General features: G+C 43.7%; 24 protein-coding genes. 18 read left to right on the top strand and 6 right to left on the bottom strand.

The window, feature by feature from the left end; all coding sequences use genetic code 11:
* Positions 1-182 precede the first annotated feature (182 nt).
* Complete coding sequence (locus R50345_RS05350) at positions 183-749, top strand: histidine phosphatase family protein (protein WP_042124710.1); 567 nt, start codon at positions 183-185, stop codon at positions 747-749.
* An 83-nt stretch (positions 750-832) separates the two neighbouring features.
* On the opposite strand, the gene R50345_RS05355 is transcribed toward R50345_RS05350, so the two are convergent.
* The 4 genes from R50345_RS05355 to R50345_RS05370 form a co-directional block, all read right to left on the bottom strand.
* Positions 833-1,615 (bottom strand): TatD family hydrolase, encoded by a 783-nt coding sequence (locus tag R50345_RS05355; RefSeq protein WP_042124713.1) that lies wholly within the window; start codon positions 1,613-1,615, stop codon positions 833-835.
* Entirely contained in the window at positions 1,612-2,745 is a 1,134-nt protein-coding gene (locus R50345_RS05360) for a copper amine oxidase N-terminal domain-containing protein (RefSeq protein WP_042124715.1), read from the bottom strand. Before R50345_RS05360 ends, R50345_RS05355 begins: the two co-directional genes overlap by 4 nt.
* A 103-nt stretch (positions 2,746-2,848) precedes the next feature.
* Positions 2,849-3,496, bottom strand: coding sequence for a hypothetical protein (locus R50345_RS30130; protein WP_052414475.1), 648 nt, complete (start codon positions 3,494-3,496; stop codon positions 2,849-2,851).
* A 138-nt stretch (positions 3,497-3,634) separates the two neighbouring features.
* Complete coding sequence (locus tag R50345_RS05370) at positions 3,635-4,054, bottom strand: MarR family winged helix-turn-helix transcriptional regulator (RefSeq protein WP_042124717.1); 420 nt, start codon at positions 4,052-4,054, stop codon at positions 3,635-3,637.
* A gap of 154 nt (positions 4,055-4,208) precedes the next feature.
* Here R50345_RS05370 and R50345_RS05375 point away from each other — a divergent pair, with 154 nt between their 5' ends.
* The 11 genes from R50345_RS05375 (at position 4,209) to R50345_RS05425 (ending at position 15,518) form a co-directional block, all read left to right on the top strand.
* The gene (locus R50345_RS05375) at positions 4,209-4,796 is read left to right on the top strand and encodes a sigma-70 family RNA polymerase sigma factor (protein WP_042124719.1); all 588 of its coding nucleotides are present in this window, start codon (positions 4,209-4,211) and stop codon (positions 4,794-4,796) included.
* Positions 4,783-5,541 carry a DUF3600 domain-containing protein gene (locus R50345_RS05380; RefSeq protein ID WP_042124721.1) on the top strand — a complete coding sequence of 253 codons (759 nt, stop codon included), beginning with the start codon at positions 4,783-4,785 and terminating at the stop codon, positions 5,539-5,541. The genes R50345_RS05375 and R50345_RS05380 overlap by 14 nt, the downstream gene beginning before the upstream one ends.
* A 257-nt stretch (positions 5,542-5,798) precedes the next feature.
* A complete protein-coding gene (locus R50345_RS05385; protein WP_419885900.1) occupies positions 5,799-7,196 on the top strand; it encodes a transcriptional regulator in 1,398 nt (465 codons plus the stop codon).
* A gap of 87 nt (positions 7,197-7,283) precedes the next feature.
* Positions 7,284-7,457 (top strand): aspartyl-phosphate phosphatase Spo0E family protein, encoded by a 174-nt coding sequence (locus R50345_RS05390; protein ID WP_197069747.1) that lies wholly within the window; start codon positions 7,284-7,286, stop codon positions 7,455-7,457.
* A 234-nt stretch (positions 7,458-7,691) separates the two neighbouring features.
* On the top strand, positions 7,692-8,777 hold the full coding sequence (locus R50345_RS05395) for a LolA family protein (protein WP_042124723.1): 1,086 nt from the start codon (positions 7,692-7,694) through the stop codon (positions 8,775-8,777).
* Between the two features lie 221 nt (positions 8,778-8,998).
* Complete coding sequence (gene alr / locus R50345_RS05400) at positions 8,999-10,180, top strand: alanine racemase (protein ID WP_042124725.1); 1,182 nt, start codon at positions 8,999-9,001, stop codon at positions 10,178-10,180.
* A gap of 214 nt (positions 10,181-10,394) precedes the next feature.
* Positions 10,395-10,676 carry a CopG family ribbon-helix-helix protein gene (locus tag R50345_RS05405; RefSeq protein ID WP_025698676.1) on the top strand — a complete coding sequence of 94 codons (282 nt, stop codon included), beginning with the start codon at positions 10,395-10,397 and terminating at the stop codon, positions 10,674-10,676.
* A 3-nt stretch (positions 10,677-10,679) separates the two neighbouring features.
* Complete coding sequence (locus tag R50345_RS05410; protein WP_042124727.1) at positions 10,680-11,030, top strand: type II toxin-antitoxin system PemK/MazF family toxin; 351 nt, start codon at positions 10,680-10,682, stop codon at positions 11,028-11,030.
* A gap of 156 nt (positions 11,031-11,186) precedes the next feature.
* Positions 11,187-11,795 carry a TetR/AcrR family transcriptional regulator gene (locus R50345_RS05415; protein WP_052414476.1) on the top strand — a complete coding sequence of 203 codons (609 nt, stop codon included), beginning with the start codon at positions 11,187-11,189 and terminating at the stop codon, positions 11,793-11,795.
* A gap of 176 nt (positions 11,796-11,971) precedes the next feature.
* Positions 11,972-13,171 (top strand): MFS transporter, encoded by a 1,200-nt coding sequence (locus tag R50345_RS05420; RefSeq protein ID WP_042124729.1) that lies wholly within the window; start codon positions 11,972-11,974, stop codon positions 13,169-13,171.
* A gap of 118 nt (positions 13,172-13,289) precedes the next feature.
* Positions 13,290-15,518: a Tex family protein gene (locus R50345_RS05425; protein ID WP_042124732.1), complete on the top strand. Its 2,229-nt coding sequence runs from the start codon at positions 13,290-13,292 to the stop codon at positions 15,516-15,518.
* 171 nt (positions 15,519-15,689) lie between these two features.
* Here R50345_RS05425 and R50345_RS05430 read toward each other — a convergent pair whose 3' ends face one another.
* Positions 15,690-17,033: a methyl-accepting chemotaxis protein gene (locus R50345_RS05430; RefSeq protein ID WP_197069748.1), complete on the bottom strand. Its 1,344-nt coding sequence runs from the start codon at positions 17,031-17,033 to the stop codon at positions 15,690-15,692.
* A 541-nt stretch (positions 17,034-17,574) separates the two neighbouring features.
* Positions 17,575-18,348, bottom strand: a complete 774-nt coding sequence (locus R50345_RS05435) for a DeoR/GlpR family DNA-binding transcription regulator (protein WP_331281353.1) — start codon at positions 18,346-18,348, stop codon at positions 17,575-17,577.
* A 197-nt stretch (positions 18,349-18,545) separates the two neighbouring features.
* Here R50345_RS05435 and R50345_RS05440 point away from each other — a divergent pair, with 197 nt between their 5' ends.
* The 6 genes from R50345_RS05440 to pbfA are packed head-to-tail and all read left to right on the top strand — an operon-like array spanning position 18,546 to position 25,232.
* Positions 18,546-19,298, top strand: a complete 753-nt coding sequence (locus R50345_RS05440) for an ABC transporter ATP-binding protein (protein ID WP_042124736.1) — start codon at positions 18,546-18,548, stop codon at positions 19,296-19,298.
* Positions 19,291-20,910 carry an ABC transporter permease subunit gene (locus tag R50345_RS05445; RefSeq protein ID WP_042124738.1) on the top strand — a complete coding sequence of 540 codons (1,620 nt, stop codon included), beginning with the start codon at positions 19,291-19,293 and terminating at the stop codon, positions 20,908-20,910. Before R50345_RS05440 ends, R50345_RS05445 begins: the two co-directional genes overlap by 8 nt.
* A gap of 47 nt (positions 20,911-20,957) precedes the next feature.
* Positions 20,958-21,959: an extracellular solute-binding protein gene (locus R50345_RS05450; protein WP_042124740.1), complete on the top strand. Its 1,002-nt coding sequence runs from the start codon at positions 20,958-20,960 to the stop codon at positions 21,957-21,959.
* Between the two features lie 21 nt (positions 21,960-21,980).
* The gene (phnW, locus tag R50345_RS05455) at positions 21,981-23,075 is read left to right on the top strand and encodes a 2-aminoethylphosphonate--pyruvate transaminase (protein WP_042124742.1); all 1,095 of its coding nucleotides are present in this window, start codon (positions 21,981-21,983) and stop codon (positions 23,073-23,075) included.
* Positions 23,072-23,887, top strand: coding sequence for a phosphonoacetaldehyde hydrolase (gene phnX, locus R50345_RS05460; RefSeq protein WP_042124744.1), 816 nt, complete (start codon positions 23,072-23,074; stop codon positions 23,885-23,887). Before phnW ends, phnX begins: the two co-directional genes overlap by 4 nt.
* Positions 23,877-25,232, top strand: coding sequence for a (R)-1-hydroxy-2-aminoethylphosphonate ammonia-lyase (pbfA, locus tag R50345_RS05465; protein WP_042124746.1), 1,356 nt, complete (start codon positions 23,877-23,879; stop codon positions 25,230-25,232). The genes phnX and pbfA overlap by 11 nt, the downstream gene beginning before the upstream one ends.
* The last annotated feature ends 295 nt before the right edge of the window (positions 25,233-25,527 follow it).

Here is a 25,527-nt window from a genome sequence, read left to right on the forward strand (position 1 = left end):
ATGAACTACACTTATTTGCTCAGCAGAGCTCTTTTTACGATTAATAGTTGTATAGAGTGCAATTAAGAGACTTTTCTAGCTCGCTAGGATTGATTCTTGCCCGTGAGGGCTTTTTTTATTTTATTGTATGGAGGAGTTTAGATAGAACACGAGAAATTATAAAGATAGAAGGAGGGAAACGAATGGCTACTTATATTTATATGGTTAGGCATGGAGAATCACCCAAGCTGCCCGGAGGAACTGAGAGAACACGTGGATTAACAGCGAAGGGGGAGGAGGATGCCCGCAAGATAACGGAGAAGTTACGTCCCGAAGGAATTCAAGTTTTCTATTCAAGTCCATATCTTCGGGCGATACATACGATTTCTGGATTGGCGCAGGAGGTAGGTGCAGAGATTCAGGATGTTGAAGACCTCCGAGAAATCCATTTTTCAGACGGAAATAAGATCATGCCTGACCAGGAGTTATACCCATTACTGACAACAATGTTTGCTGATCCGGATTTTGTTCCGGTTGGTGGGGAATCCATTCATACGTGTCAGAAGCGATCCGTTAGCGTGTTGCAAGGAATACTGAATAAACACCGTGGTCAAAAGGTTGCGATTGGCACTCACGGTGCAGTCATGACACTAATGATGAATTATTTTGACGCCAAATATGATCTGAATTTTCTGCTTCAAACCACTAAGCCGGATATTTATAAAATGGAGTTCGCTGGCGGAACGTTAATGGGTGTGGAGAGGTTATGAACTCCCAAATTGGGATAAAACTGTGATTATTCAAAAGGATGGCCTGGCATTAGCAGTTAGCTAGGGGCCATCCTTTTTTCTATCTACAAGCTATAAAATCGCCTAGTATTCGCAATCAGTATTTCTTCCGCTTGGCCAGGGGTGTAGCCATGGAGCGCTCCCCAAGCGGCGGCGACGTCTTGAATCATAGATGGATGAGTGATTTTTCCCGCAAAGGGTCCTTCAAACGGCCAAGGGCCATCGGTTTCCGCCATGACAAGCTGAGGAGGGTAGCGGCGGGCAAGCTCCTGAATCTCCGGCTCGTATAGGATATCAGGGGTGAAAGAGATATAGCAGCCGTTGTTGATCATGCGGACAATGGCTTCTTCGGGTCCCTTAAACCAGTGGAAGTGGACACGCTTTATACCATGCTTCTCTAGTAGATCGCAGGCAATCAGCGCATCCTCATAAACAGCGTGCAAGACCACTGGTTTATCTATACGGGCTGCAAGCCCGAGTAACTGATCAAGAAGCTGAATATAAGGCTCCATATCAAAGGCTTCGCCGCGCTCCAGTGCCTCAGCACGCGAATAATAAGGCAGTCCGATTTCACCCACAGCGATGAAATCCTCCCGATCTTGACGCTCAATCCATTCCAGTAGATTGCATAACTCAGTTTCCTGCGGTAGTGGTTGCTCCGGATGAAAGCCATAAGCGGGGTGTACCATTCCGGGATAGGTAGCGGCAAGCTTTTGGGTACGGAAGCAAGAGTCTAAATTCATAGAGACAGCAATCAAGGCTTCGATCCCTAAGGTAGGCAACTCACTTAACATTTGTTCTGAAACCTCAGGCTCATATTGCTCTAAATGGATATGGGCATCAATCATAGCTGCTTACCCACTACATAAGAGGCGTACTCCTCATGAGGCTCAAAGCGAATGGATTCAGGTTCCATTCCAGTCTTTCCCGTTTTGTAGTCAAAGGTTAGTGTGCCAATGCTCTCCAGAAATCCAATATAAACATTGGTTTCAGCCTTCAGCCTGCCTTCTTCCACCATGTAGTAAGTAACAGCACCAATACCTGCTTTTTCGCCAAGATTGTCATCCTCTCCACGATCTGGATACCGCATAGTAACCATAGATGGATTTGAACCTTTAACCTGAATTTGTATGAGGGCATCGCCTTTTTCATTGGAAATTTTTGAAGTAACCAATGTGGAGACCGCTTCATCTGCGGAAGGTATATTCATTTCTTTCCACTGGTTTGGCTTAATCACGTGAAGCTCTTGCATAGACATGCCCGTTCCTGTACCGAGCCACAGTATGACAACAACCTCTTCCTGCCCATCCTGATCTATATCGGCATAATGAATCTCAGGAGTGTAACCTAGCAATCTTGGTGCTTCCCAATTAAACGTATGTTTATTACCGTTCACCTCTACAACAAATCCCTCGTAGATATCGCCATTTTTAAGGGCAGTATACAGCTTAACTTGGTCATTTTCTGTAGCAATAGCGAGAGGTTCGCTGGGGGTTCTTACGGTAGTACTAACATCTCCAGATGTAATTGATATTTCAGTTTGCGAGGCATTCAGTTGCACTTCTGCTCCGGAGAGGCTGCTTAATGCGTCAGCAGGAATATATAAATTGCCGTTTCGTAGAATCGCAGGTCCCCCCAGCGTATTTTGATATCCGTCACCTTGCATATATTCATTGCCCGGCTTCAGTACATAACTACTGCTTCCGTCAGAGATGGTTAAGGTTTTCGTAACACTATCCCATCGTTGTTCAGAAGAATAGTACTCCATGAGTACTTTTGCAGGTACATAGGCCTTATCACCTGAGAAAAAAGGTGGGAGAGATGGAAGAACGGTTTCTCCATCAACGATTAGCTTCAGTGGTGCTTCAGTTGTTTGTGTTTGGTTAATTGCTATTGATGTATCCATATCTATAGATGCCGATGTTCCACATCCGGCTAAAAAGAGCGTGCTAGCTCCGATTACGATGATTTTATTCATAATTACCTCCGAGGATTAAGTCCAGTCCTCTTAAGTATAGATTAAATCAGCGCGTAGTAGGTCACTTTCTGTAAACAAAGCAGAGACAAGCTTGTTACGTTTGCTAATTATTTAAAAACTCGGTCCGATCAACTTGTGATTTCGGGTCTACTGTTAGACTTTTGCTATAGCGGATCTCCCCGATAGAACAACCCGGACCGATGATGATATCTTCCCCGCAGACGAGATCGGCTGTTGTTCGGTATAACGTGATGCTAGTTCCTTCAATCGTTTCGCAAGTAAGCTTCCGGAAGTAGGGGATTAGCGCATTCATTAGTTTCAAAGAAGGCTTAATAGTAATTGTTCCGCTTGATTTCATGACCTCAATTGTGCTTCTGTTTCCTAAACGTAGCTCAATCGATGAGCCAGCAGTTAATCTATGGATCTTCACAGCACCTTCGGCATAAAAGGTTTCGACTGCAACATTTTGTGCTGCGGAGAAGTATCCTGACGATTGCAGTCTATTGGCTTGGAGTTGTTGTACACGGAGTCCTCCCAGATTTATAACCTGCTCGGCCCTGCAATGACCTCCAATCGAACAATCACCAGATACTTTTAGCTTCACGGTAGTTACATTCTTCTGAGCACTTAAATGTCCAACAACATCGACAGTATCCGCACGAATATCCTCTTGGAGGATTAATGAACCTCTCACCTTCAGCGGTGGACCGATCATTTCATTACGTTCAAAAGTATCACTAGCATGGGGCATTTTATAGGGAGCCGCCTTTCAAATTATATTTTAATGATTAAAATATATATCCATTATAATATATAGTCAATATAACATTTCGGAGTTATAAGCATAAAAAAACTGCCGTCAGTTTCCTGACAGGCAGTTATATAAACATTAGTTCATCATTTTATCCATTAACTCATTGATTTGTTCTAAGGTTCCTGAGATTTTATCCAACTCCGAGGTAGGAAAGGCTTCGAAGATATGGAGAATCCGCTGATGTCCTTGTTCTGTAAGGACTATGTTGACGACTCTGCGATCTTCCTTCGTCCGCACACGTTCGATAAGACCGGCATCTTCCAGCTTATCACACATCGAGGAAGCGGCTCCCGGTGTAATAATAAATCGTTCGGAGATGTCAGTAATGTTCAAGCTTCCAATAAGTCTGAGCTGGAACAGCAGTAGGATCTGATTGTGAGTCAGTGTCTCCTGCTTGGTGATCATATCAATGAAGAACTGGGATTTCTGCTGCACATTTGCCATAGATTCCATAACCTTATGGATAGCGTATTGTTTATCTTGCTCTGTGCTCATAGCCACGCTCCAATTTACTTTAGTTTCTAAAATATATAGAAGCTATAATAAGCTTGTCAAGTTGAGGAGTCGAGTTGACGCTCAAAATAAATCGAACGATATCTCTTTTTTTTACCAATATATATTGTAAGACCGAAGGAGGGGGTTGAAAGGGATGAAACATCCAAATGAAAATTCTAAGCTCATTACGCTTGCGCAAGCCGGCAGTCGTGAAGCGTTCAGTGAGTTATATGATGCAACGATCCGGGATGTATATCAGACCGTTCATTTCCTCGTTCGTGAATCATCTGATGTGGATGATATTGTTCAAGAAATTTATTTGCAGATGCACCGGTCTCTTGAACGCTTCGACATGGAACGCCCCTTTAGACCCTGGCTTATGGGATTGGTCATGAGACAAATTTATGCCTATCGGAGGAAGAGATGGACGCATCTTCGAATCCTGAAAAAGGCAGAGCATGCTGATTTGATCATGGAACACGAATTTACGAATGATGTTGTGGACAGATTATCCAACCAAGCCCTGCTAGCAAGTGTAGAGTGTCTTCCATTTAAGCTGAAACAGGTGATCATTCTGCATTATTTAAACGAATTTTCCCAAGAAGAAAGTGCCTTGATACTAGGTATTCCTCTCGGAACCGTGAAATCTCGTATTCATGCTGCACTGCACAAGCTTCGCCAGAAGCCAGCGAACCATATTCTTTTTAAGGGAAAGGTGGTGGACCTGGATGAATTTCAATGAAGAGCTACGGACAGCTCTGCAGGAAGAGGCTAGAAATTGTACAGCCCCACCGGAACTGAAGGAGCAAATACTAAATAGGACTGCACCCAAACAAGGGGGAAGACGAATGAAAAAATGGCTTGTAGCAAGTATTTTGGCGGCAGCATTATTAATTCCTACTGGAGCTTATGCCGGATATAATTATTTGGCGGACACCCTATATGGCTCACAGATAACCGCTGCTACGATTGGAGTAACCCAGCAACAATACGATAGGCTTGAAGCGAAGCTGCAGAACGCGAAGCAAACCTTTAACGAAGAGGAATTCACAAAGCTGATGTCCTTACTGAAAGAATTGGGAGCTTATAATCTGCAAATGGCTGATGCTGAAGGCGTCTTTCACCTAGAACAATTAAGTGCGCAGGAGAAGAAGGCTTACAAGAAATTACAGATGGAGCTTGAACCTTATTTTGAACAAATGAATGAAGCCAAAACATCAAAGAAATCAGTGAAATCCGTTGATCGTGATACTTTCTGGAATAGCTTGCTTGAAAAAGCTGAACAGAGGCTTACAAATAAGGAGTTTGAGGAAACTAAACGATTAATAATTGAGTTACAAAGCTATGATACCAAGGTATTTGATTCAGATGGTAGTGTTCATATGGAACGGCTTTCAAATGAGGAGATACAAAACCAAGAGAAGTTAATGGAAGCGCTAGACCCTTACATTAAAAAGCTAGATTTGATGATTAAACCCAGCTCATAGTTGAATTTATATGCATGTATTGAATAACAATAGATAGAATTATCATAGGAAAAACCATCGGAAAAGGTCTATTACACCTTGCATTCTGATGGTTTTTGCTTTTTACTAATCTATAGTCTATACATTACTCACCGAATAATTGTATATTGAAGAGCGATAGGAAAAAAGTATTTGACCACTGGAATAATTAGACATATATTTATTAAAATACTATTAATTTATATCTGTATTATGTTGGGCGAAAGGTGGCTTTGATCATGAAGCGGATGACCATTCGTGCAGAACTGGCGGACTATCTCAAGAAGCATGGGACTACGATCAATCAGTTCTCAGAGGTGTCTAAGGTAAATTCAGGCACGATCAGTAATATCATTAATGGGAATCGTCCAATAGCCATGCAACAATTAGATCGAATTACAGAAGGTATGGGATTAGAAGAAGGCAGCTACTATGATTTATATGTGGATGAGTGTTTTGTACATTCCAATCCGAATTGGAGACGCCTTCGGCCATTTCTATATCGCTGTGCAGAGCTGGATAAGCTGGATTGTATTGCACGGGTAGTTGGGATCATGATGGACAGCTTATCTTATACGCCTTCGTTATTTGATACTGCGGAAGATTTTTTTGCGCAAGGGAAATATGAAGCAGCAGCGATGTTATATCAGAGTGTGGCTGAGAGTGAGAAGTATCAGCATTCAGAGCGTTTGGCTCTTTGCCAATACAGACTGTTCACAATCGCTTTGGGTGAGGATCAGGATGCTAATTTGCGAGCAGCGGTGCAATTTGAAGGATTTGTTAACCGGCTTGATGAGGTGGACCAGCTCGATGCGCTGAAAGATTTGGCGAATACATATAGCGCTTTGCGACATTGGGACAAGGTAAAGGCAATAGCTAAGGAAATGGGGAATAAAGCAACGATTCAATATCATTCCAAATACGAACGTGCCAGAAAAAGCAAGCTTCAAAAGGAACCCGAAATACCACTATTCTCGTATATTCAATACTCTTACATGTTACGTTCAGTAGTTTATAGAGAGCTTGGCAATTATGATAGAGCATTACATTATGTTAACTTATATATGGATATGAGCTGGATTCGTGAAGACACGGAAGAAGCTTTGCAGCATATCAATCAATGCATGGAGTGGGCGCGGGCTAATATTTACTTGCTGCGAATTTTAAAAGGGGATGTAACGGTGCTGCCGGAATATGTGGCATACATTGAACAAAGAGAGGAAGAAATTCTTTCAGGTCTGTTCAAAATCCTTCAAGCAGCTAATTACTATCAATTTAATGTGGATGATATTCTTCTGCGGTTTAAACAAAAAAAATCAGAATGTAGAGATCATCGCCTAGAAAATAGATCCTATAATCAACAAATCCTCGAAGATAGATATACCAACTTGATGGCTGAGATCGCTTCTTACTACATAAAAAGAAATGAATATGAGATTAGTATAAAGTATATAATGATAAGTTTGGAATGTTCAGTAAAGATAAATAGCGAATCATGTATTATAAAATGTGTTGGGATGTTCGAACAGCTAAGACACATAGCATCCATCGAAACGCAAAAAGAATATCAAAACCTAATTAGTAAGGTGCAGCGAATCAACGAAAAGAAAAATGGCTTTGTATCTAATATTTCTTGATCCTAAATCTTTATAGTACTGCACTCTATTGTAAAATTTGGAATTTGACATATGCCTCTAATATATTACTTTGAGGAGGTTGTGTTAATGAATAAGCCAGAAATTATCCAAAAAAGAATAGAGGGTGCTAGAGCCAAACTTTATTTAATGGAAAGGCAACACGGAGGATTGTTACATCCCAATGTGATCAGACAGTCCATGAGGTTGGATGAATTAATTAATGAGTACAATAAAGCCGTACATAACGATAACGAGAGTTGAAACAAGAAATTGATCCTATAATTTTCGCTCTATTCAATAGATAAGACTTACATAATGTTATTGCATTTCTGTATAAAACATAAAGCCAGCGCTTTGCGTGGGCTTTTTTTGTTTGTATGTTCCTAAAAAATAAATCTAACTCCCAGCTTGTCATGCCCGTCTGCATATTGCGGCCAAGTCCCTCATAGACATGTACTAATCAATGCATTCAAAACAGGTTAAGGGGATGATGTCATGCGCCGGACAATATGGGTACTCGCGATCATTATGAGCGTGGCCCTGGTGATGACGGGGTGCGGGAAGAAGGATGCCGCTTCCGTGGTCAAGGATTTGAACAATGTGGCCGACAAGTTGGAGAGTAAGCAGGGAACGTACCAAGCTTCAGGCATTATGACCCTATTCACCGGCGAGCAGCCGCAGGAGTATAAGGTAGAGGTATGGTACAAGAACCCTTCTTATTACCGGATCAGCTTGGCGAATGTACAGAAGGATATTACGCAGATCGTGCTTCGTAATGATGAGGGAGTGTTCGTACTTACACCAAGTATGAATAAGAGCTTCCGCTTCCAGAGTGATTGGCCGGACAATCAAGGTCAGGTTTATTTGTATCAGACACTAGTTCGGGGCATCGTCTCTGATAACAATCGTCAATTTGTGGAAGATGGAGATAACTATGTGTTTGAGGTAGCTGCGAATTATCAAAGCAATGCTCTTGTGCGGCAGAAGATTTGGTTGGATAAAAAGACTTATGAGCCTAAACAGGTTCAAGTCTCTGATTCTGAAGCTAAGGTAGTTGTGGATGTGAAGTTTGACACCTTTAAATTCGATACAGATTTCACAAAGGATTCCTTTGATATGCAAAAGAATATGACCACAGGTGCTGCTTCAGAAAGCACAGTAGCTGAGGTTGACGAAAATGGAAATCCAGTAGTAGTTCCGGAAGGTCAGGAGCAAGAGGGGCAACCAGTCGCTGCTGAGCTTGGTGACTTTGGGATCATCGAACCGGGATATGTTCCGGCAGGCGTTGAGTTGAAGGACTCCCATAAAATGGAGGGGAACAAAGATCATGCCGTTCTCATCCGGTATGATGGGGTTTATCAATACACCATCATGGAAGCCCGTCCATTGGACCGTGCAGTAGCGTTGGCTCCTGGAACACTGATAGATCTTGGTTTTACCGCAGGACTTCTTAGTGGTGATGAGCAGCAGACGTTGACATGGATGTCTGAGGGTATAGAGTACAGAATTACAAGTGCTAATCTTCCTGTTAACGAAATGATGCAAATTGCCGCTTCTATGGAGGCACAATCGGGTAAATAATATAAAGTAGGCGGATACTGCGTTTTGTGGGATTCTTTCCTCTACAACGTAGTATCCGCCTTTCTATATTTGCCAGCACTCCAGCCTCTTTGATCTGAAGGCAAAAGATAACTGAGGTCACATTGACAGCCACCTTCCATAGCATTACCATGAGTACTAAGACAATGATTGATGTTATGCAGCTATGACGTTTTACTACAACGTAAGAAGGTGACTTTGAAGTGCAAGCAAGCTATCGACCGACAGTAGCCGAAATTAATCTGGATGAATTGCGTGCCAATTACGAAGCCTTTCGCCGCTACTTGCCGGCAGAGACAAAGTTTATGGGATGCGTCAAAGGAAATGCGTACGGCCATGGAGCAGTGGAAGTAACACGGGAACTGGAAAGACTCGGAGCAGATTATGTTAGTGTGGCTTTTTTGGATGAAGCATTGGAGCTGCGTCAGGCGGGAATACTGATTCCTATACTGGTGCTTGGCTACACTTCTCCAGAAGGGATAGCCGTTGCCTGGGAGAACCATGTAACTGTAACACTGTTCACTCCGGAAGTATTAGAGGCTATCAGACAGCTTCCTATAGATCCGGATCATCGGCTGAAGGTGCATATCAAGATTGATAGCGGGATGGGGAGACTGGGGCTTTTACCAGCTGACGCACCTGCATTTATCTCTGAAGTGCAGTCTGTTGCGCAGGCGGAGCTGGAGGGTATGTTTACCCATTTTGCCAAGGCAGACGAACTAGACAAAAGCTATACACTGGAACAGCATCGACGGTTCATGAGCGTGGCGGAAACGCTGCGGGAGCAGAACATTCAGATCCCGATCATACATACGGGCAATAGCGCTACGGCCATTGATTCACCTTATTTATCCAGCAACATGGTGCGGGTAGGCATCAGCCTGTACGGATTTTATCCCTCAACTGAGGTAAACCGTCAACGGGTAGATCTACATCCGGTAATGACGCTGAAGACGCAGGTTGTATATGTGAAGAGCCTGCCTCCTCATTGGGGCGTCAGCTACGGCACTCGGTACTTCACAGACAGCGAGGAGATTATCGCAACGCTACCTGTGGGGTACGCAGATGGATATTCCCGCATGCTAACTGGCAAAGCGGAGGTGTTAATACGTGGACGCCGCGTTCCTGTCGTCGGAACAATCTGCATGGATCAGTGTATGGTATCACTCAAATCTTTCGCTGAAGAAGCGGAACAAATTAAAGCAGGCGAAGAAGTTGTACTCATCGGGCGTCAAGCTGACGTGATGGTCACGGCAGACGAGTTGGCTCTCCATCTTGGAACAATTCACTACGAGGTAATTTGCATGCTGGCTCATCGGGTGCCCCGCGTTTATATCCGTGAAGGCACACTTCCTAAGTTAGTAAATGCTCTGCTACAATCTTAAAGTTCTTGACAGTGATGTTATTCAAGGGAGAAAATAGAAGGAATTGTATCGTATTAGGAGATATGACTAAAAGCCTATACGAACCGCCATTTCTAGTTTATAATGGGATGCAGCATACTTGATATACTGGCGGCATATATTCCTTGTATAAAATTCCTTGTATATTGCAACACTGGAACACAAGGGCAGAAGGTTTGTGGGGGTGGAAGAGAAGGTGGCCAATTTGCAGAACACCAAAAGAATCATGATCAGCTTGCCCGATCATCTCTTACAGGAAGTGGACGGAATTGTTCAATTGGAGAATTCCAACCGGAGTGAATTGATTAGGCAGGCCATGAAGCTGTATTTGAGCGAACGGAGGAAACGTTCTATCCGGGAGTCCATGCAGCGCGGCTACATGGAAATGGCTAAGATCAACTTGACCATGGCATGCGAGGCGTTCCTCGCGGAGGAAGATGCAGACAGCACTCTTGGCCGCTTAGTAAGCGGGGTGTAGACATTGATCGTTAAACGTGGCGATGTTTTTTTTGCTGATCTTTCGCCGGTTGTAGGTTCTGAGCAAGGCGGAGTAAGGCCAGTACTGGTTATCCAGAATGATATTGGCAATCGCTTTAGCCCGACGGTAATTGTGGCTGCAATCACAGCCCAAATCCAGAAGGCTAAATTACCTACGCATGTGGAAATTGACGCAGCGGCTCATGGCTTTGACAGGGATTCTGTTATACTGCTGGAGCAGGTTAGGACGATTGACAAACAACGCTTAACTGACAAGATCACCCACCTTGATGATGAAACGATGAAGAAGGTGGATGATTCGCTGCAAATCAGCCTTGGACTGATTGATTTTTAATCACCTAGGGTTATAGATAATCCATGAGATAGGCGCTCGGGTACGAATCCGGGCGTCTTTTGATGTGCATTTTTGCGTACTGATGGTAAAGAAGGATTAGGGGTTCACTTTTTTGAAGTGTTCTGATAACATTAGACCGTACGGTCGGTTTAGGAGGTGCTTAGAATCAAAGGACGTTCAGATGGAGAAGAAACAAAAAAACGAATTGTACTTAAAGCCACACAGCTGTTTGTTCAGAAGGGGTATGCAGCTGTAACCATGAATGAAGTTTGCGCAGCCTCGAATGTCAGCAAGGGCAGCTTATATCATCATTTTCCGAGCAAGGATGAACTTTTCCTATATGTAGTAGAAGAGGATACGGTGCAGTGGCTACAGGCGTGGGAAGATAAGAAGAAGGAAATTGTAGGTGTTCAGGAGCGTTTATATGCGTTAGCCGAGCACTATGCAAATGATTTCCAGAATCCGTTGATTCGGGCACTTGAGGAATTCTCAAGAGGCAGAGCTCATCCGGAGGATATCACTAAGCGGCTTGCTCTTTTATATGAGGCTGCCTCGCATGCGTGTCGCGATCTTCTGAAGGAAGGCATGGACACGGGGGATTTTATTAAGGGTGACTTAGAGGATTATGTGATTATTGTAAATGGTATGCTCGAAGGGATCGGGCGAGCTGCTGAATGTTCTATTCCTGAAAAGACTCCGGAAGATATCAAAAAATATTACCGGGAATCAGTACGATTGTTATTACAAGGGATATATACGGGGTAAGATATATGGGGGCATGAAAGAAGCTTTACATTCAGGAATTATGAAGGCTGAAGCTTCTCGAGGGCACCGGAAATGGAAGGACTATTTTTTTGGCTATAATTTAGACCGGATGGTCGGTCTCTACAGTAAAACTACTACTCGAAGAATTGGCTTTAGAAACCACGGAGGTTAACACAATGTCGTTACTACTTAGAAACAGAGGCGCAATGCTTCTTGTTATGCTTAATATTTTTCTTGCTTTTACAGGAATCGGGCTTGTAGTTCCAATAATGCCTACTTACATGAATGAACTTGGGATCACCGGAAGTACCGTGGGGTTGTTAGTGGCTTCATTCTCACTTGCCCAATTATTAGTATCACCATTCGCGGGCAGGTTATCCGACAGAATTGGCAGAAAAAAAGTGATTGTTGCGGGTCTGATCGTGTTTGCTTTTTCAGAGCTGCTCTTTGGTCTGGCAAATGTATCCTGGCTTTTGTTCGTTTCCAGATTGCTTGGTGGTGTAGGTGCTGCATTAATTATGCCGGCAGTTATGGCCTATGTAGCGGACACGACTTCTTTTGAAGAAAGAGCTAAAGGCATGGGGCTAATTAATGCAGCCATTACTACCGGATTTATTATCGGTCCAGGAATTGGCGGCTATCTTGCTGAGCTTGGAATGCGGGTGCCTTTTTTCTGTGCAGCGGGTGCGGCTGGGGTTGCAGCTCTAATTACAGTTTTGATCTTGCCTGAGTCTCTGTCTGCAGAGAAACGGATGGAAGCGAAGGTATCGAAAAATAATCAAGAGAGCTTCTTCACGCAATTGATGCGCTCTTATCGTGAACCGTACTTTTTCGGATTAATTATTGTATTTGTCATGGCTTTTGGATTGGCTAATTATGAAACGGTGTTCGGATTGTTCGTGGACCATAAATTTGGCTTTACCCCTAAAGATATTGCATTTGTGATTACCTTTGGCTCGATCGCCGGTGCTGTAGTGCAGGTATCTGCGTTTGGCTGGATTCTGAATAAATTCGGAGAGAATAAGGTAATCTCCACTTGTCTTATAACTGCTGCAATGTTCATTCTACTGACGCTGTTTGTAAGTGGATTTTTGGCGATTTGTGTGATTACCTTTATTGTATTCTTGGCTATGGATATTCTTCGACCAGCGGTAGGCACTCAGCTATCCAAAATGGCGGGGGAATCGCAGCAAGGCTTCGTAGCAGGGATGAACTCTGCTTATACGAGTCTTGGTAATATCGCAGGGCCTATCGTTGCAGGATATCTTTTTGATCTAAGCATTAACTTCCCATATGTGGCAGCGGCGTTTGTTCTAGCATTATGCTTTATGTTGTCACTTAGTTCCGGCAAAAGAGGAATGGGACAACGCGCTTAAACCACCCAATCTGCCCCCTCGCTAGGCTGGACTTTGGTACAGAGCCGATCTGTGATACTATTTTAAGTATGAGAACAAGAATTGTATAAGCAGATTGTGTACGGGAAGAGGGATACTAATGACGGTAGATAACAGCAATACGGGAGTCATTACGGATGAGGCGGCCGCACAGCGGGAGCAGGAACTGATTACTGTAGCGATTGCCAAGGAATTAAACATTAGCCTGAAGCAGGTGCGTACAACGGTTGGACTGCTGGATGAGGGGAATACGATTCCGTTCATCGCCAGATATCGGAAGGAAATGACGGGTGAGCTGGACGAAAATGCGCTGCGTGATATTGAAGAACGGCTGGCTTATCTTCGCAATTTGGGCGAACGTAAGAAAGACGTGATCCGCAATATTGAAGAGCAGGGCAAGCTGACCAAGGAGCTTCATGAACAAATCACTAACGCAGTCAAGCTTCAGGAAGTGGAGGACTTGTATCGTCCTTTCCGGCAGAAGCGTAAGACTCGTGCTAGTGTTGCGAAGGAAAAAGGCTTAGAGCCGCTTGCCAACTGGATTATGGAGCAGCAGAGACAAGGGGACCCACAAACCGAGGCTGCGAAATATATAGATGTTGAAAAAGGAGTAGAGACCCCAGATCAAGCACTTCAAGGCGCGCTAGATATCATCGCCGAGAATATTGCTGACGATCCTGCGGTCCGCTCTTGGGTACGGCAATATACGGCAAGTCAGGGCATCCTTGTGTCTGAAGCTAAGGATGCAGAGCAGGAATCCGTATACGAGAACTACTATAGCTACCGTGAACCTGTACACAAAATGCCACCTCACCGTATACTCGCTATTAACCGCGGTGAACGGGAGAATATTCTGAAGGTAGGCATTGAGGTTGTCACTGACAAAATTCATGCTTACATTGCGCGGAAAATCATTAAAGGGCCATCCCCGGTGAAGGAGCTTCTGGAAGCAGTGACCGAGGATGCTTACAAACGTCTGATAGCTCCTTCCGTAGAGCGTGAAGTTCGTGGAGAGATGACCGAACGGGGTGAGAACCAAGCGATTTCGATCTTCTCTGGGAATCTACGCAGCTTGCTGCTGCAGCCGCCCGTTAAGGGACGTTGTGTGCTGGGTGTTGACCCTGCATACCGTACCGGCTGTAAGCTGGCCGTCGTAGACGATACGGGTAAGCTGCTTGAAGTAGCCGTGACCTATCCTACGCCGCCGAACAACAAGAAAATTGAAGCTGCAGCTAAGTTTAAAGAACTAATCGCTAAATATGGCATTCAGCTTATCGTGATCGGGAATGGGACAGGCTCTCGTGAAACAGAACAATTTACGGCAGAAGTGATCGCCGATATTGGCGATCCAGAGCTGGCCTACCTGATCGTAAATGAAGCGGGAGCGAGTGTCTATTCGGCTTCCAAGCTGGCGCAGGAAGAGTTTCCGGATCTGGATGTGGCAGAGCGCAGTGCGGCTTCAATCGCCCGTCGTGTGCAGGACCCGCTGGCAGAGCTGGTGAAGATCGATCCGAAAGCTATCGGTGTGGGACAGTATCAGCATGACGTCTCCCAGAAGCATCTGGAAGAGAGTTTAAAGGCTGTCGTAGAATCGGCGGTTAACCATGTGGGCGTAGATGTTAATACGGCATCTCCAGCCTTGCTCTCTTACGTAGCAGGCGTTAATGGAACGATTGCTAAAAATATCGTTAAGTACCGTGAAGAGAACGGTAAGTTCACGACACGGAAGCAATTGCAAAAGGTACCTCGTCTAGGTGCCAAGTCCTATGAGCAATGTATCGGCTTCCTGCGGATTCCTGGTGGAGACAACACCTTGGATCGCACACCTATTCACCCCGAGTCTTATCCGGTGGTGGATCGGTTGTTCCGTGAGCTAAGCCTAGATGTTAACAAGCTTGGCAGCAAAGAAGTGGCATCGCAGCTGGAGGCACAAAATGCCGAGGAGCTGGCTGTGAAGCTGGATGTCGGCGTGCCAACGCTTCGAGACATCCTGGAGAGCTTGCAGCGTCCGGGCCGCGATCCGCGCGAGGAGCTGCCGTTACCGATCTTCCGCACCGACGTGCTGAAGATCGAGGATCTGGTTCCCGGCATGGAAATGCAGGGAACCGTCCGCAACGTGATCGATTTCGGCGCATTCGTCGATATCGGCATCAAGAACGATGGGCTGGTGCATATTTCCCAGCTCAGCGGCAGCTTTGTGAAGCACCCGATGGACGTTGTCTCCGTAGGAGACAATGTCACCGTCTGGGTGATGGGTGTTGACCTGAAGAAGGGCAGGGTCAGCCTGACCATGCGTCCACCGCGTGTTGAGGCGGGAAGCCTTAATTAAATAAACAAAGAAAGCCATCTATTCCTGGAGTAGATGGCTTTTTTCAATATAAGAAAGTATAAGTTTCACGCTATCCTTATCTTTATAGTTCTCGCATAACTGCTAACTGTTCTTATAGGGATGCAAAGGCGTTTATGCTTGTTTGAATGAATGGTATTAACACAGCATGACCTATGAGGGTCTCGTTAAATTATTTAGCTTAGTAGCTAATTCATTTAGATTGCGGATGCTGACTACTGTTTCAGAAACATGTTGTTGCTGAACCTCAGCGCTCGCAAGAACCTGCTCAATTGCTGCTGTATTCTCTTCGGTAATCGCAGTCACGGAATGGACTTCACCTAGTACAAGGGAGGAAGCGTGTTTGATGTGATCATTCCTATTCTTCAAATCTTCTGCTTGTTCAAGCACCTGTTGTGTATTATTCCGAATACCCTCGAACAATCGAGCAATATCATCTGCGGAATTTCTTCCGGATTCTACAACTAGCAACCCGTTAGATACCATATCGCCAACCTGAGCAATATGACTTTGAATGCTTCTAAGAATTTGAGTAATGTCTGCGGAGGCATTGTGGGAGCTCTGTGCTAATTTACGGATTTCATTGGACACCACTGCGAATCCTTTGCCATGTTCTCCTGCGTGTGCGGCTTCAATAGAAGCATTTAGCGACAAAAGATTCGTCTGCTCAGCGATCCCCACGATACTGGAAACAATCGATTCAATCTTCTGATTCTCTTCATTCATTTGTGTCAGCAAGTCAGCAGTACTCTTTACGATATCCATGACCTCTGACATATTTCCAGTTAAGCGAACGATTTGCGCTTGCCCCTCTTGCGTGATTTGATCGGTATTACGGCTTCTTGTGCTCATTGAGATGGATGCCGTATTTGCCTGCGTAGCCGATTCGTTTAATTGCTGCATGGCATTTGAGATATCGCTGACACTCTGTGCTTGTGATTCCACTCCGCTGGCAATCTCTTGAAAGGCAGTCACGACTTCTTTGGAAATTCGATCTGTAGTCAATACGTTGTTATTCATTAGGTTACTAGATTGACTCAGAACTCCTACGGATTCAGTAACACCTTTTAGAATGGTCTCCATTTCTGCTCTAGCATGTTCAGCTTCGTTGCTGCTCTTAGACATATTTTTGAACATTTTCGTACCAATCTGACTCTGATAGATCAGAACCAATATCATGACGATGAGAAGTGTATTAATTCTTAATACATCTACTGAAGCGTAAATTGGTTTCGTCATCAGGAAATAGTTGAGTAAGATCCAAGAAATTACTCCATTAAGGAGTAGCGGACGATAGTTGTGATAGAGGGATACGATGCCTAGTCCCCAATATAGAATAAATGTGCTTATAATGCTAGTTCCTGCATCGATATAGAAGTATGTAATGATATTAAAGCCAATAGCTGTTATGTACATAATATAGGGTGTAGCCACACGTTTCCAAATTAGTATCGTACACAATAAGCCAAGGGGTACCGCTGCTGACATAATCGCCATGATTGTTTGTGGAAATCTGTAAAGCGAAATTGAACCGAACAACAAACAGCCCCAAAACAAGTAAATAATTAATTTGTTTCTCTGGTGTAATTCGGACATCTGATTCAAGGGCATATTCACACTCCATAATGTAATAGTACTTCTGATTTTTTAGTTTAAGAGATTCCTGAAATGATGTCTATGATGTTAAGCTCGGGGATGTTCAGAACAATGATGTTTGGGAGAGTAATTAGGGAAAAACTCCCTGAAAAAAGCTGATATTTGCATAAAATCAATGGAATTAGGGAATTCCTCCCTGATAATTAGGCGAATATCTACATTTACCAACGAATCACCTGAATTATAGGGAGATTTTCCCTAATTAGTAGTCTGAAGCGCAGAATTTTTTTGATTTTAGGGAGATATTCCCTAATTATCGATCATGGCATCAGGTAAGTGTCTATGAATCTAAAAAACACAAAAATCCCCTAGGTAAAATGGAGTTACCACCATTTCAAATCCAAGGAGAGGCTTTTTGTTTTTTAGATGGATGATAAAGTCTTTATTCCGCAACAATCAAGCTCGTACGTTTGGTTTTAAACTTCTGTAGGAAGCTTCGATCTATATTACGGTCGGTAATAATGTACCCGATTTTATCGAGCGAGGCGATGCCGATGGTCACATCTTTCCCGAATTTAGTATGGTCTGCGGCAACATAAACCTCTTTGGAGAGATCGATAATTTTTTTACGAGTTTGGGCTTCCTCCAGGTTATAGTCGGAGATGCCTTTTTCAAGGGTAATGCCGCTTGCGCAAATAAAAGCTTTAAGGATATTTAACTCACTGAAATTAAATAGATAATCATATGCAATGACAGACTGCTCATTTAGCCGGACCTTTCCGCCGATGATAATAAGCTCAACCGCACTGTTCATCAGCTCGTTAACCACAGGAATGGAGTTCGTAATGACCGTGAGATTCTTTTTATTCTTGATATATTTGGCGATCTGATAGGTGGTAGAGCCGCTGTCCAGATAGATGCAATCCCCATCGTTGATATATTCGCTGCACTTTTGCGCGATCATTTTCTTTTCCTCTAAGTGACCGACCATCCGCGCATCCATTGGAGATTCGGCAAACTCCGATTCCACCAGTTTAATTCCACCATAAATCTTCTTGATCTTCCCTTGCTTGTCCAGCAGGTTGATATCTCTGCGAAGGGTATCGATAGAAATATTAAGCTCTTCTGCTAGCTCCGGCAGCTTCTGAACCTTTTTTAACATTAAGATTTCTATGATTTTCTTTTGCCTTTCCAGTGGAAACATGTAATCACCCATTCAAAGTTTATATCGCTTTCGATAGTTGAAGTATAAATGGATTAGGATAGGGTAGCAACAACTCCTTTGAAACTTAGTCAAGATATACTTATAATATAGTCACAAATTATTTAAAGTTTACATATATTTTACGTAACTGTTTATCCTCAAAAACAAAACCTTTTTATACTGAGGTTGTACTTGAGGAGGTGGAACCTTTGCTTAAATTACAAAACATAAGCAAGCATTACGATAACAAGGTTGTTCTAGAGGATATTAGTCTAGACATCCAAGCAGGGGAAATTGTCTCCTTACTCGGCCCCAGCGGGAGTGGAAAAACCACCTTGCTAAACATCATCTTGGGATTGGCTAAGATGGAGCAGGGGCAAATCATTTTTAATGATCAAGATTTAAGTAATGTACCCATGAAGAAACGCGGATTTAATATAGTGTTCCAGGATTATGCGTTGTTCCCTAACTTAAATGCTTACGAGAATATCGTTTATGGTCTGAAAAATAAAAAGGGATTAACGTCGGAGCATGAGGTTCAGGAGTATATCGAGTTTCTGGAATTAAAGCCGCATTTAACAAAGAAGATCGGCGCTCTATCGGGTGGGCAGAAGCAAAGGGTGGCTTTGGCAAGAACGCTCGTAATGAAGCCCAAATTATTACTGCTCGATGAACCTCTAAGCGCACTGGATGGAATTATCAAGGAATCTATTAAAGCCCGGATTAAATCCATCGCCAGAGAATATAAGCTTACGACGATTATCGTCACCCATGACCCTGAAGAGGCGTTAACCCTGTCGGATAAAATTCTCATCATTAATCAAGGTCATATTGCCCAGTTCGGAACGCCTCAAGAGATCATTCAACAACCTAGCAATGATTTTGTAAAAGAATTTATTCTGGGGCAGCTGCAAGTGAAACGGGAAAATATCTATAACCTGTTCGGTGAACATTATGCCTAAAGCTAAACCGGAAATGCGGATCATTTTTATCCCAATCGTACTGTTATTTATCGTTTTTCTGATCTTGCCACTGGCAGTTTTATTCATCCGCTCGTTTGAAACGGACCAAGGTTATTCGGTATCCAATTATCTCACCATTCTGGCAGATCAAGAGATTCGAGAGTCCATCGGAAACAGTATGAAGGTCTCCGGTGCGACGGCACTCATCACTACTGTTCTAGCTTTTATCCTTGCCTATACTATCCACTGTACAAGAATCTATCGCCCTTTAAAAAGCATCATTAGAACTGGAATCCTGATCCCCATGCTGCTGCCTACGATTACATATGGGTTTGCGATAATGTACTCTTTTGGCAACCAGGGACTGATTACTAAAATCTTGGGGCGGAATTTATTTGAGATTTATGGATTTAATGGTCTGTTGATAGGCTACGTAATTTATACCTTACCTTCGGCTTTCCTGCTGATTCATAATTCGTTCAAGTACATTGATAAAAAGTTCATCGTCGTATCCAAGCTTATGGGTGACGGGACGGTGCGCAGCTTCATGAACACCATTGTTAGGCCTTTGTGGGGCACCTTGGGAGGGGCGTTTGTTCTTTCTTTTATCCTGAGCTTCACAGATTTCGGGATCCCTGCATCGGTGGGCGGGACTTATAACGTAGTTGCTACACAGCTATATCAAGTCATGCTTGGGGCAATACCGGATTTCAACAATGGTGCTGTGATTGCTGTACTGATGTTAATACCGGCGGCGTTTGGGGTGGTGCTGTTAACTTATCTTGAAAAGTTCAATTTCCATTATGACAAGGTGACTGAAATCGAGATGATCCGGAATAAAGGCAGAGATTCGGTTCTTGGACTGATTTCATCCGTGATTCTAATCGGACTGCTGGCGGTGTTTGCTGTCATGTTCGTTGCTCCGCTGGTGAATGGCTATCCTTATGATCTAACGTTTACGTTCAAGCATTTTGTGGATGTTTTTCAATCAAGCGATTTAATCAATGTATATAAAAACTCCTTGCTGGTAGCAGGATTGACGGCAATCGTAGGTACGATCGTAGCGTATGCTGCGGCTATCATTAATGTACGAACGCCTATAAAAGGAAAAGCGACCTTCGACATCCTGTCGATGGTGACGAACACGGTACCGGGTATGGTCCTTGGTCTGTCGTATTTACTTCTGTTCAATAACAGCAGTCTCAAAGGAACCTTTACAATTCTTGTGCTCTGCACCCTTGTTCATTACTTTACAACTCCTTATTTGATGGCAAAGAACTCTCTGGCGAAAATGAATCCATCGTGGGAAACCACTGCTGAATTATTAGGTGACAGCTGGCTGCAGACGATTCGCCGGGTCATTCTGCCGAACTCTGCATCCACGGTGATAGAGATGGTCAGCTACTATTTTATCAATGCGATGGTGACCATTAGTGGAATTATCTTTCTAGTGACTGCCCAAACCTCGGTAGTGGCTAGCAAAATAAAGGAGTTGCAGCATTTCGCCAAATTTAATGAGGTGTTTGTCCTATCCATCCTGATCTTTTGCACCAACCTTATTATCAAGCTCCTAGGTGACTATTTTCAGAAAAGGCAATCAAACTCTCGTTAGTTAACGATTTTAAATATAAAAAAACCAGTTAAAGTGAGGGAGAAATTATGTCTAAGAGAATTAAGGGAATCAAGGGGATTATGTTGTCTATCGTGGCTTTGAGTTTGGTGTTTACATTAGCAGGTTGTGGAAATAAAGCATCGGGTGATGCGAGTAAAGTAGTGATTTTGACCAATGCGGATGAAGAAGCTGTGGCTTCTATGGAGACTGCGCTAAAAGGTGCGGGGTACGAAGGGCAATATCTCTTTCAATCCTTGGGTACTTCTGAGCTGGGTGGAAAGCTGATGGCTGAGGGAGACAAAATTGAGGCTAACCTGATCACGATGAGCTCTTATTTTGTAGAAAGTGCGCAAGAGAAACACAGCATGTTCAAAGACCTATCGTTTACGACGAACGCGCTAGATTCCTATCCAGCGTACTATACGCCGATCTTGGCGAATACCGGTGCTATTTTTGTTAACACAGCGGTTCTTAAAGATAAAGGACTGGCAATGCCAACGTCCATTAAAGATTTAACGAAACCAGAATTTAAAGGCTTGGTATCTGTTCCGAACATTATGGATTCTTCGACAGGCTGGTTGTTAGTTCAGGCGATTATTTCGCAATACGGTGAGGAAGAAGGCAAAACGGTTCTGCATGATTTAGTTGCTAATGTAGGCCCACATCTGGAAAGCTCCGGTTCCGGTCCGATTAAAAAGGTAAAAGCAGGAGAAGTAGCTGCAGGGTTTGGACTTCGTCATCAGGCAGTACTAGCTAAAGAAGAAGGCGCACCGATTGACTATGTAGATCCAACGGAAGGTAACTTCTCGCTTACAGAATCCGTAGCCGTGGTGAAAAAAGACGATGCAACGACAGAACTGGCTATGAAAATGGCAGAAACGATTGTTAAAGATGCTAGAAAAGACTTAATTACAAATTACCCAGTAGCTCTTTATAAAGATGAAACGGTTAGTGATATCCATAAACCTGCACACAGTATGAAATTTGTTAAGCCGTTGACTGTGGAATTGCTGGAGCAACATCAACAATTCTTTAAAGAAAATAAATAAGATTAGAAGGAGTGAAGGGCCATGAACAACTATAAATTACTGACACCCGGTCCATTGACAACTACTAACACGGTCAAAGAGCAAATGCTCTTTGACCGTTGTACTTGGGACCAGGACTATAAGAACATTACACAACAAATCAGATCCAGACTTCTGGATTTGGCAAGGGCAACGAACGATGAATATACGACAGTTCTCATGCAGGGTAGTGGTACGTTTGCAGTGGAATCTGTGCTGACTACGGCGATTTCAGCGGATGATAAGCTTTTGATTATTACAAACGGTGCCTACGGAGAACGTATTGTGCAAATGGCGCAATATATCGGACTCCATTATCGTGTGTATAGTGCCCTATATAATGAATTCCCCCAAGAGGCAGAGCTTAGAGGGATTCTTAAAGAGGATCCAGCCATTACGCACATTGCGATGGTGCATTGCGAGACGACGACAGGGATTCTTAACCCGCTTGAGATGATCTCACAACTGGCAAAAGCCTGCGATAAAACATTAATTATCGATGCGATGAGCAGTTTTGGCGGAATAGAGATTGATGTTCCTGGGCTTGGAATTGACTATTTAATCAGCAGCGCTAATAAATGTATTCAGGGTGTTCCGGGGTTTGGTTTTGTCATTGCAAAACTGAATAAACTGCTCACCTGTAAAGGAAATGCACGTAGTTTATCACTTGATCTATATGATCAATGGAAGGCGATGGACGCGGATGGGAAATGGCGCTATACGTCTCCGACCCATGTAGTGGCTGCTTTTTCGAAAGCGATTGAAGAACTGATCGAAGAAGGCGGCATTCCTGCAAGGGCAGCAAGATACCAGAATAATAACCGCGTACTGAGAGAAAGACTTGCGAGAATAGGAATAGAGGCGTATATCACAGACGAGAAGCAATCTCCTATTATAACCACCTTTCTTTTTCCGAACGAGACATTCAGCTTTGAAGATTTCTATGAATATGTGAAAGAAAAGGGGTACGTCCTTTACCCAGGCAAATTAACGGAGCATGATACCTTCCGGATTGGGAATATTGGTGAGATTTACGAAGAAGATATCCAGAACTTATGTAATATTATCGAAGCATACATGGGAGGAATGACACAATGAATCAAATCGAAGGCGTAATTCTGGATTGGGCAGGAACAACGGTTGATTTTGGCTGCTTTGCACCGGTGAATGTGTTTCTTGATATTTTTCGGGAAGCTGGGATTGAAGTTACGATGCAGGAAGCTAGAGCCCCTATGGGGATGCTGAAAATAGATCATATCCGCGCGATGTTATCCATGCCAAGAGTAGGTGGCTTGTGGGAAGAAAAGTATGGCAGAGCTTTTACTGAACAGGATGTAGAGAACCTGTATGCTGAATTCGAACCGGCCCTGATGGCATCCTTATCCGAATATACTGATCCGATTCCGCAGGTTATTGAGACCGTCCAAGTGCTCAGAAGCCAAGGACTAAAGATTGGTTCAACCACTGGATATACAGAGTCCATGATGGAAGTTGTCATTCCGAATGCCGCTGGGAAGGGCTATCAACCGGATTATGTAATCACGCCAGATGGAACGCATTCACTGGGAAGACCTTACCCGTATATGATTTATCATAATATGGAAGCTTTAAAGCTATCGGCAGCATGGAAGGTTGTTAAGGTAGGCGATACGATTTCAGACATTCAAGAGGGTGTTAATGCAGGCGTCTGGTCCGTAGGTGTAATCATTGGAAGCTCTGAAATGGGCTTAAGCCAGGAGGAATTTAATGCACTTTCAGACGTGGAGAAGGAAACGGTGATCTCAGCGACACAGACCTCTTTTATTCAAAACGGGGCAGACTTTACGATTCAATCGATGAGTGAGCTGCCTCAGCTGATTGTGAGAATCAATGTACTGATTTCTCAAGGAATCAGACCTTATGCGAGATAATCATGAGCTGAAAAGAGAAGGCGACATCAACTTTAGCCCCTTGCGGACAGAGTGGATGACCCAGTTAAGCGCTGTGAGTATAGATAGGATCGAAGCGGACGAGCGTGCATATATGCGACAATCCATGTCAACGCCGTGCTTGAACAGTATCGTAGATGCTGAGGGATGTTATATCACAGATGTGAATGGACGCAAATATCTTGATTTTCATGGAAATAGCATTCATCAGATTGGCTATAAGAATCCTTACGTAACTGAAGCTGTGAAAAAACAGCTCGACGAGCTACCGTTCATTCCAAGAAGATTTACGGCAGATATTGCGGTGAAAGCTGCAGAAGCTTTAATCAACAAAACGACCTCAAAGGACTATAAAGTATTATTTACGCCTTCCGGAAGTGCAGCTGTAGGTCTGGCCCTTAAGATTGCTCGCAAATGGACGGGAAAACATAAGGTCATCTCCATGTGGGAGTCCTTTCATGGTGCGGGGCTGGATACGATCGCTGTGGGCGGAGAATATGTGTTTAAAAAGGATGTGGGCCCGCAAATGCCAGGGATGCTAAAAGCCATTCCTTTTAACGGATACCGCAACCTGCTGAGAAGTTATTCGCATGAAGCAGTTGCTACCTTCTGCCTCGACTATTTGGAGTATATGATTCAACATGAAGGAGAGATCGGGGCGATCTTACTTGAGCCTATTCGGGCGACGGATACGCATATCCCGCCAACATCCTATTTCACAAGATTAAGAAAAATATGTGATGAATATGGGATTTTGCTCATTTTTGATGAGATTCCAACAGCGTTGATGCGGAGTGGAAGATTCTATGTTCATCAGCATTTTGATATCGAACCGGATATTCTCGTCCTCGGAAAAGGGTTAGGTGGAGGAGTGATCCCGCAGGCGGCGGTGCTTACCAGAACGCAATATGATTGTGCGGCGGATATTTCTTTGGGTCACTATACCCATGAGAAGCCGGCGTTAGGAAGTGCGGCGATCTGTGCCACTATCCACTACATTGATGACTTGAAGCTGCAGGAACAATGCATCAGTCGGTCTGAATTTGTAAGAGAAAAACTTGAGGCTCTATGGGCTAAACATGATTACATCGGAGATGTCCGTATTGCTGGACTACTGATCTCTATTGAACTTGTGAAGTCCAGAGAGACTAAAGAGAAGAATGAGGAATTAGCAGAGCGAGTTCTGTATTATTGCCTGGAGAAGGGTCTTTCTTTTAAATTGGCAGGAGGGAACTGTATCACTTGGCATCCCCCGCTTATTGTAACTGAAGAGCAATTAACCTTTGCAGTTAATCTTTTGAATGAAGGCTTGAGTAGATATAGTTGAGGGATATGCAAGCTTCAAAAGAGGTTTCTTCCGCTCCGTACTGGGGTTGAAGGAGCCTTCTTTGTTGTTTAAGGAGTGAAGGACCTGCTCTCTTTGGGTAAGTTTAGAGTAACAGTTGAAATACAGGCTTATTAATAGAGGAGATAGACGTGGGAAATCCATTGAAGGAATTAAAGAATAGTGTGAATGGCCTATAAAAGATTGTTGAACCGAAACCGAAAAACGAAGCCTGCAAAGGCAGGCAGTCGTTAACTAGTATAAAAGGAACTGTAGGAGCGATAGCGCCCGTCTTTGT

Source organism: Paenibacillus sp. FSL R5-0345 (assembly GCF_000758585.1).
Classification (GTDB): Bacteria; Bacillota; Bacilli; order Paenibacillales; family Paenibacillaceae; genus Paenibacillus_AQ.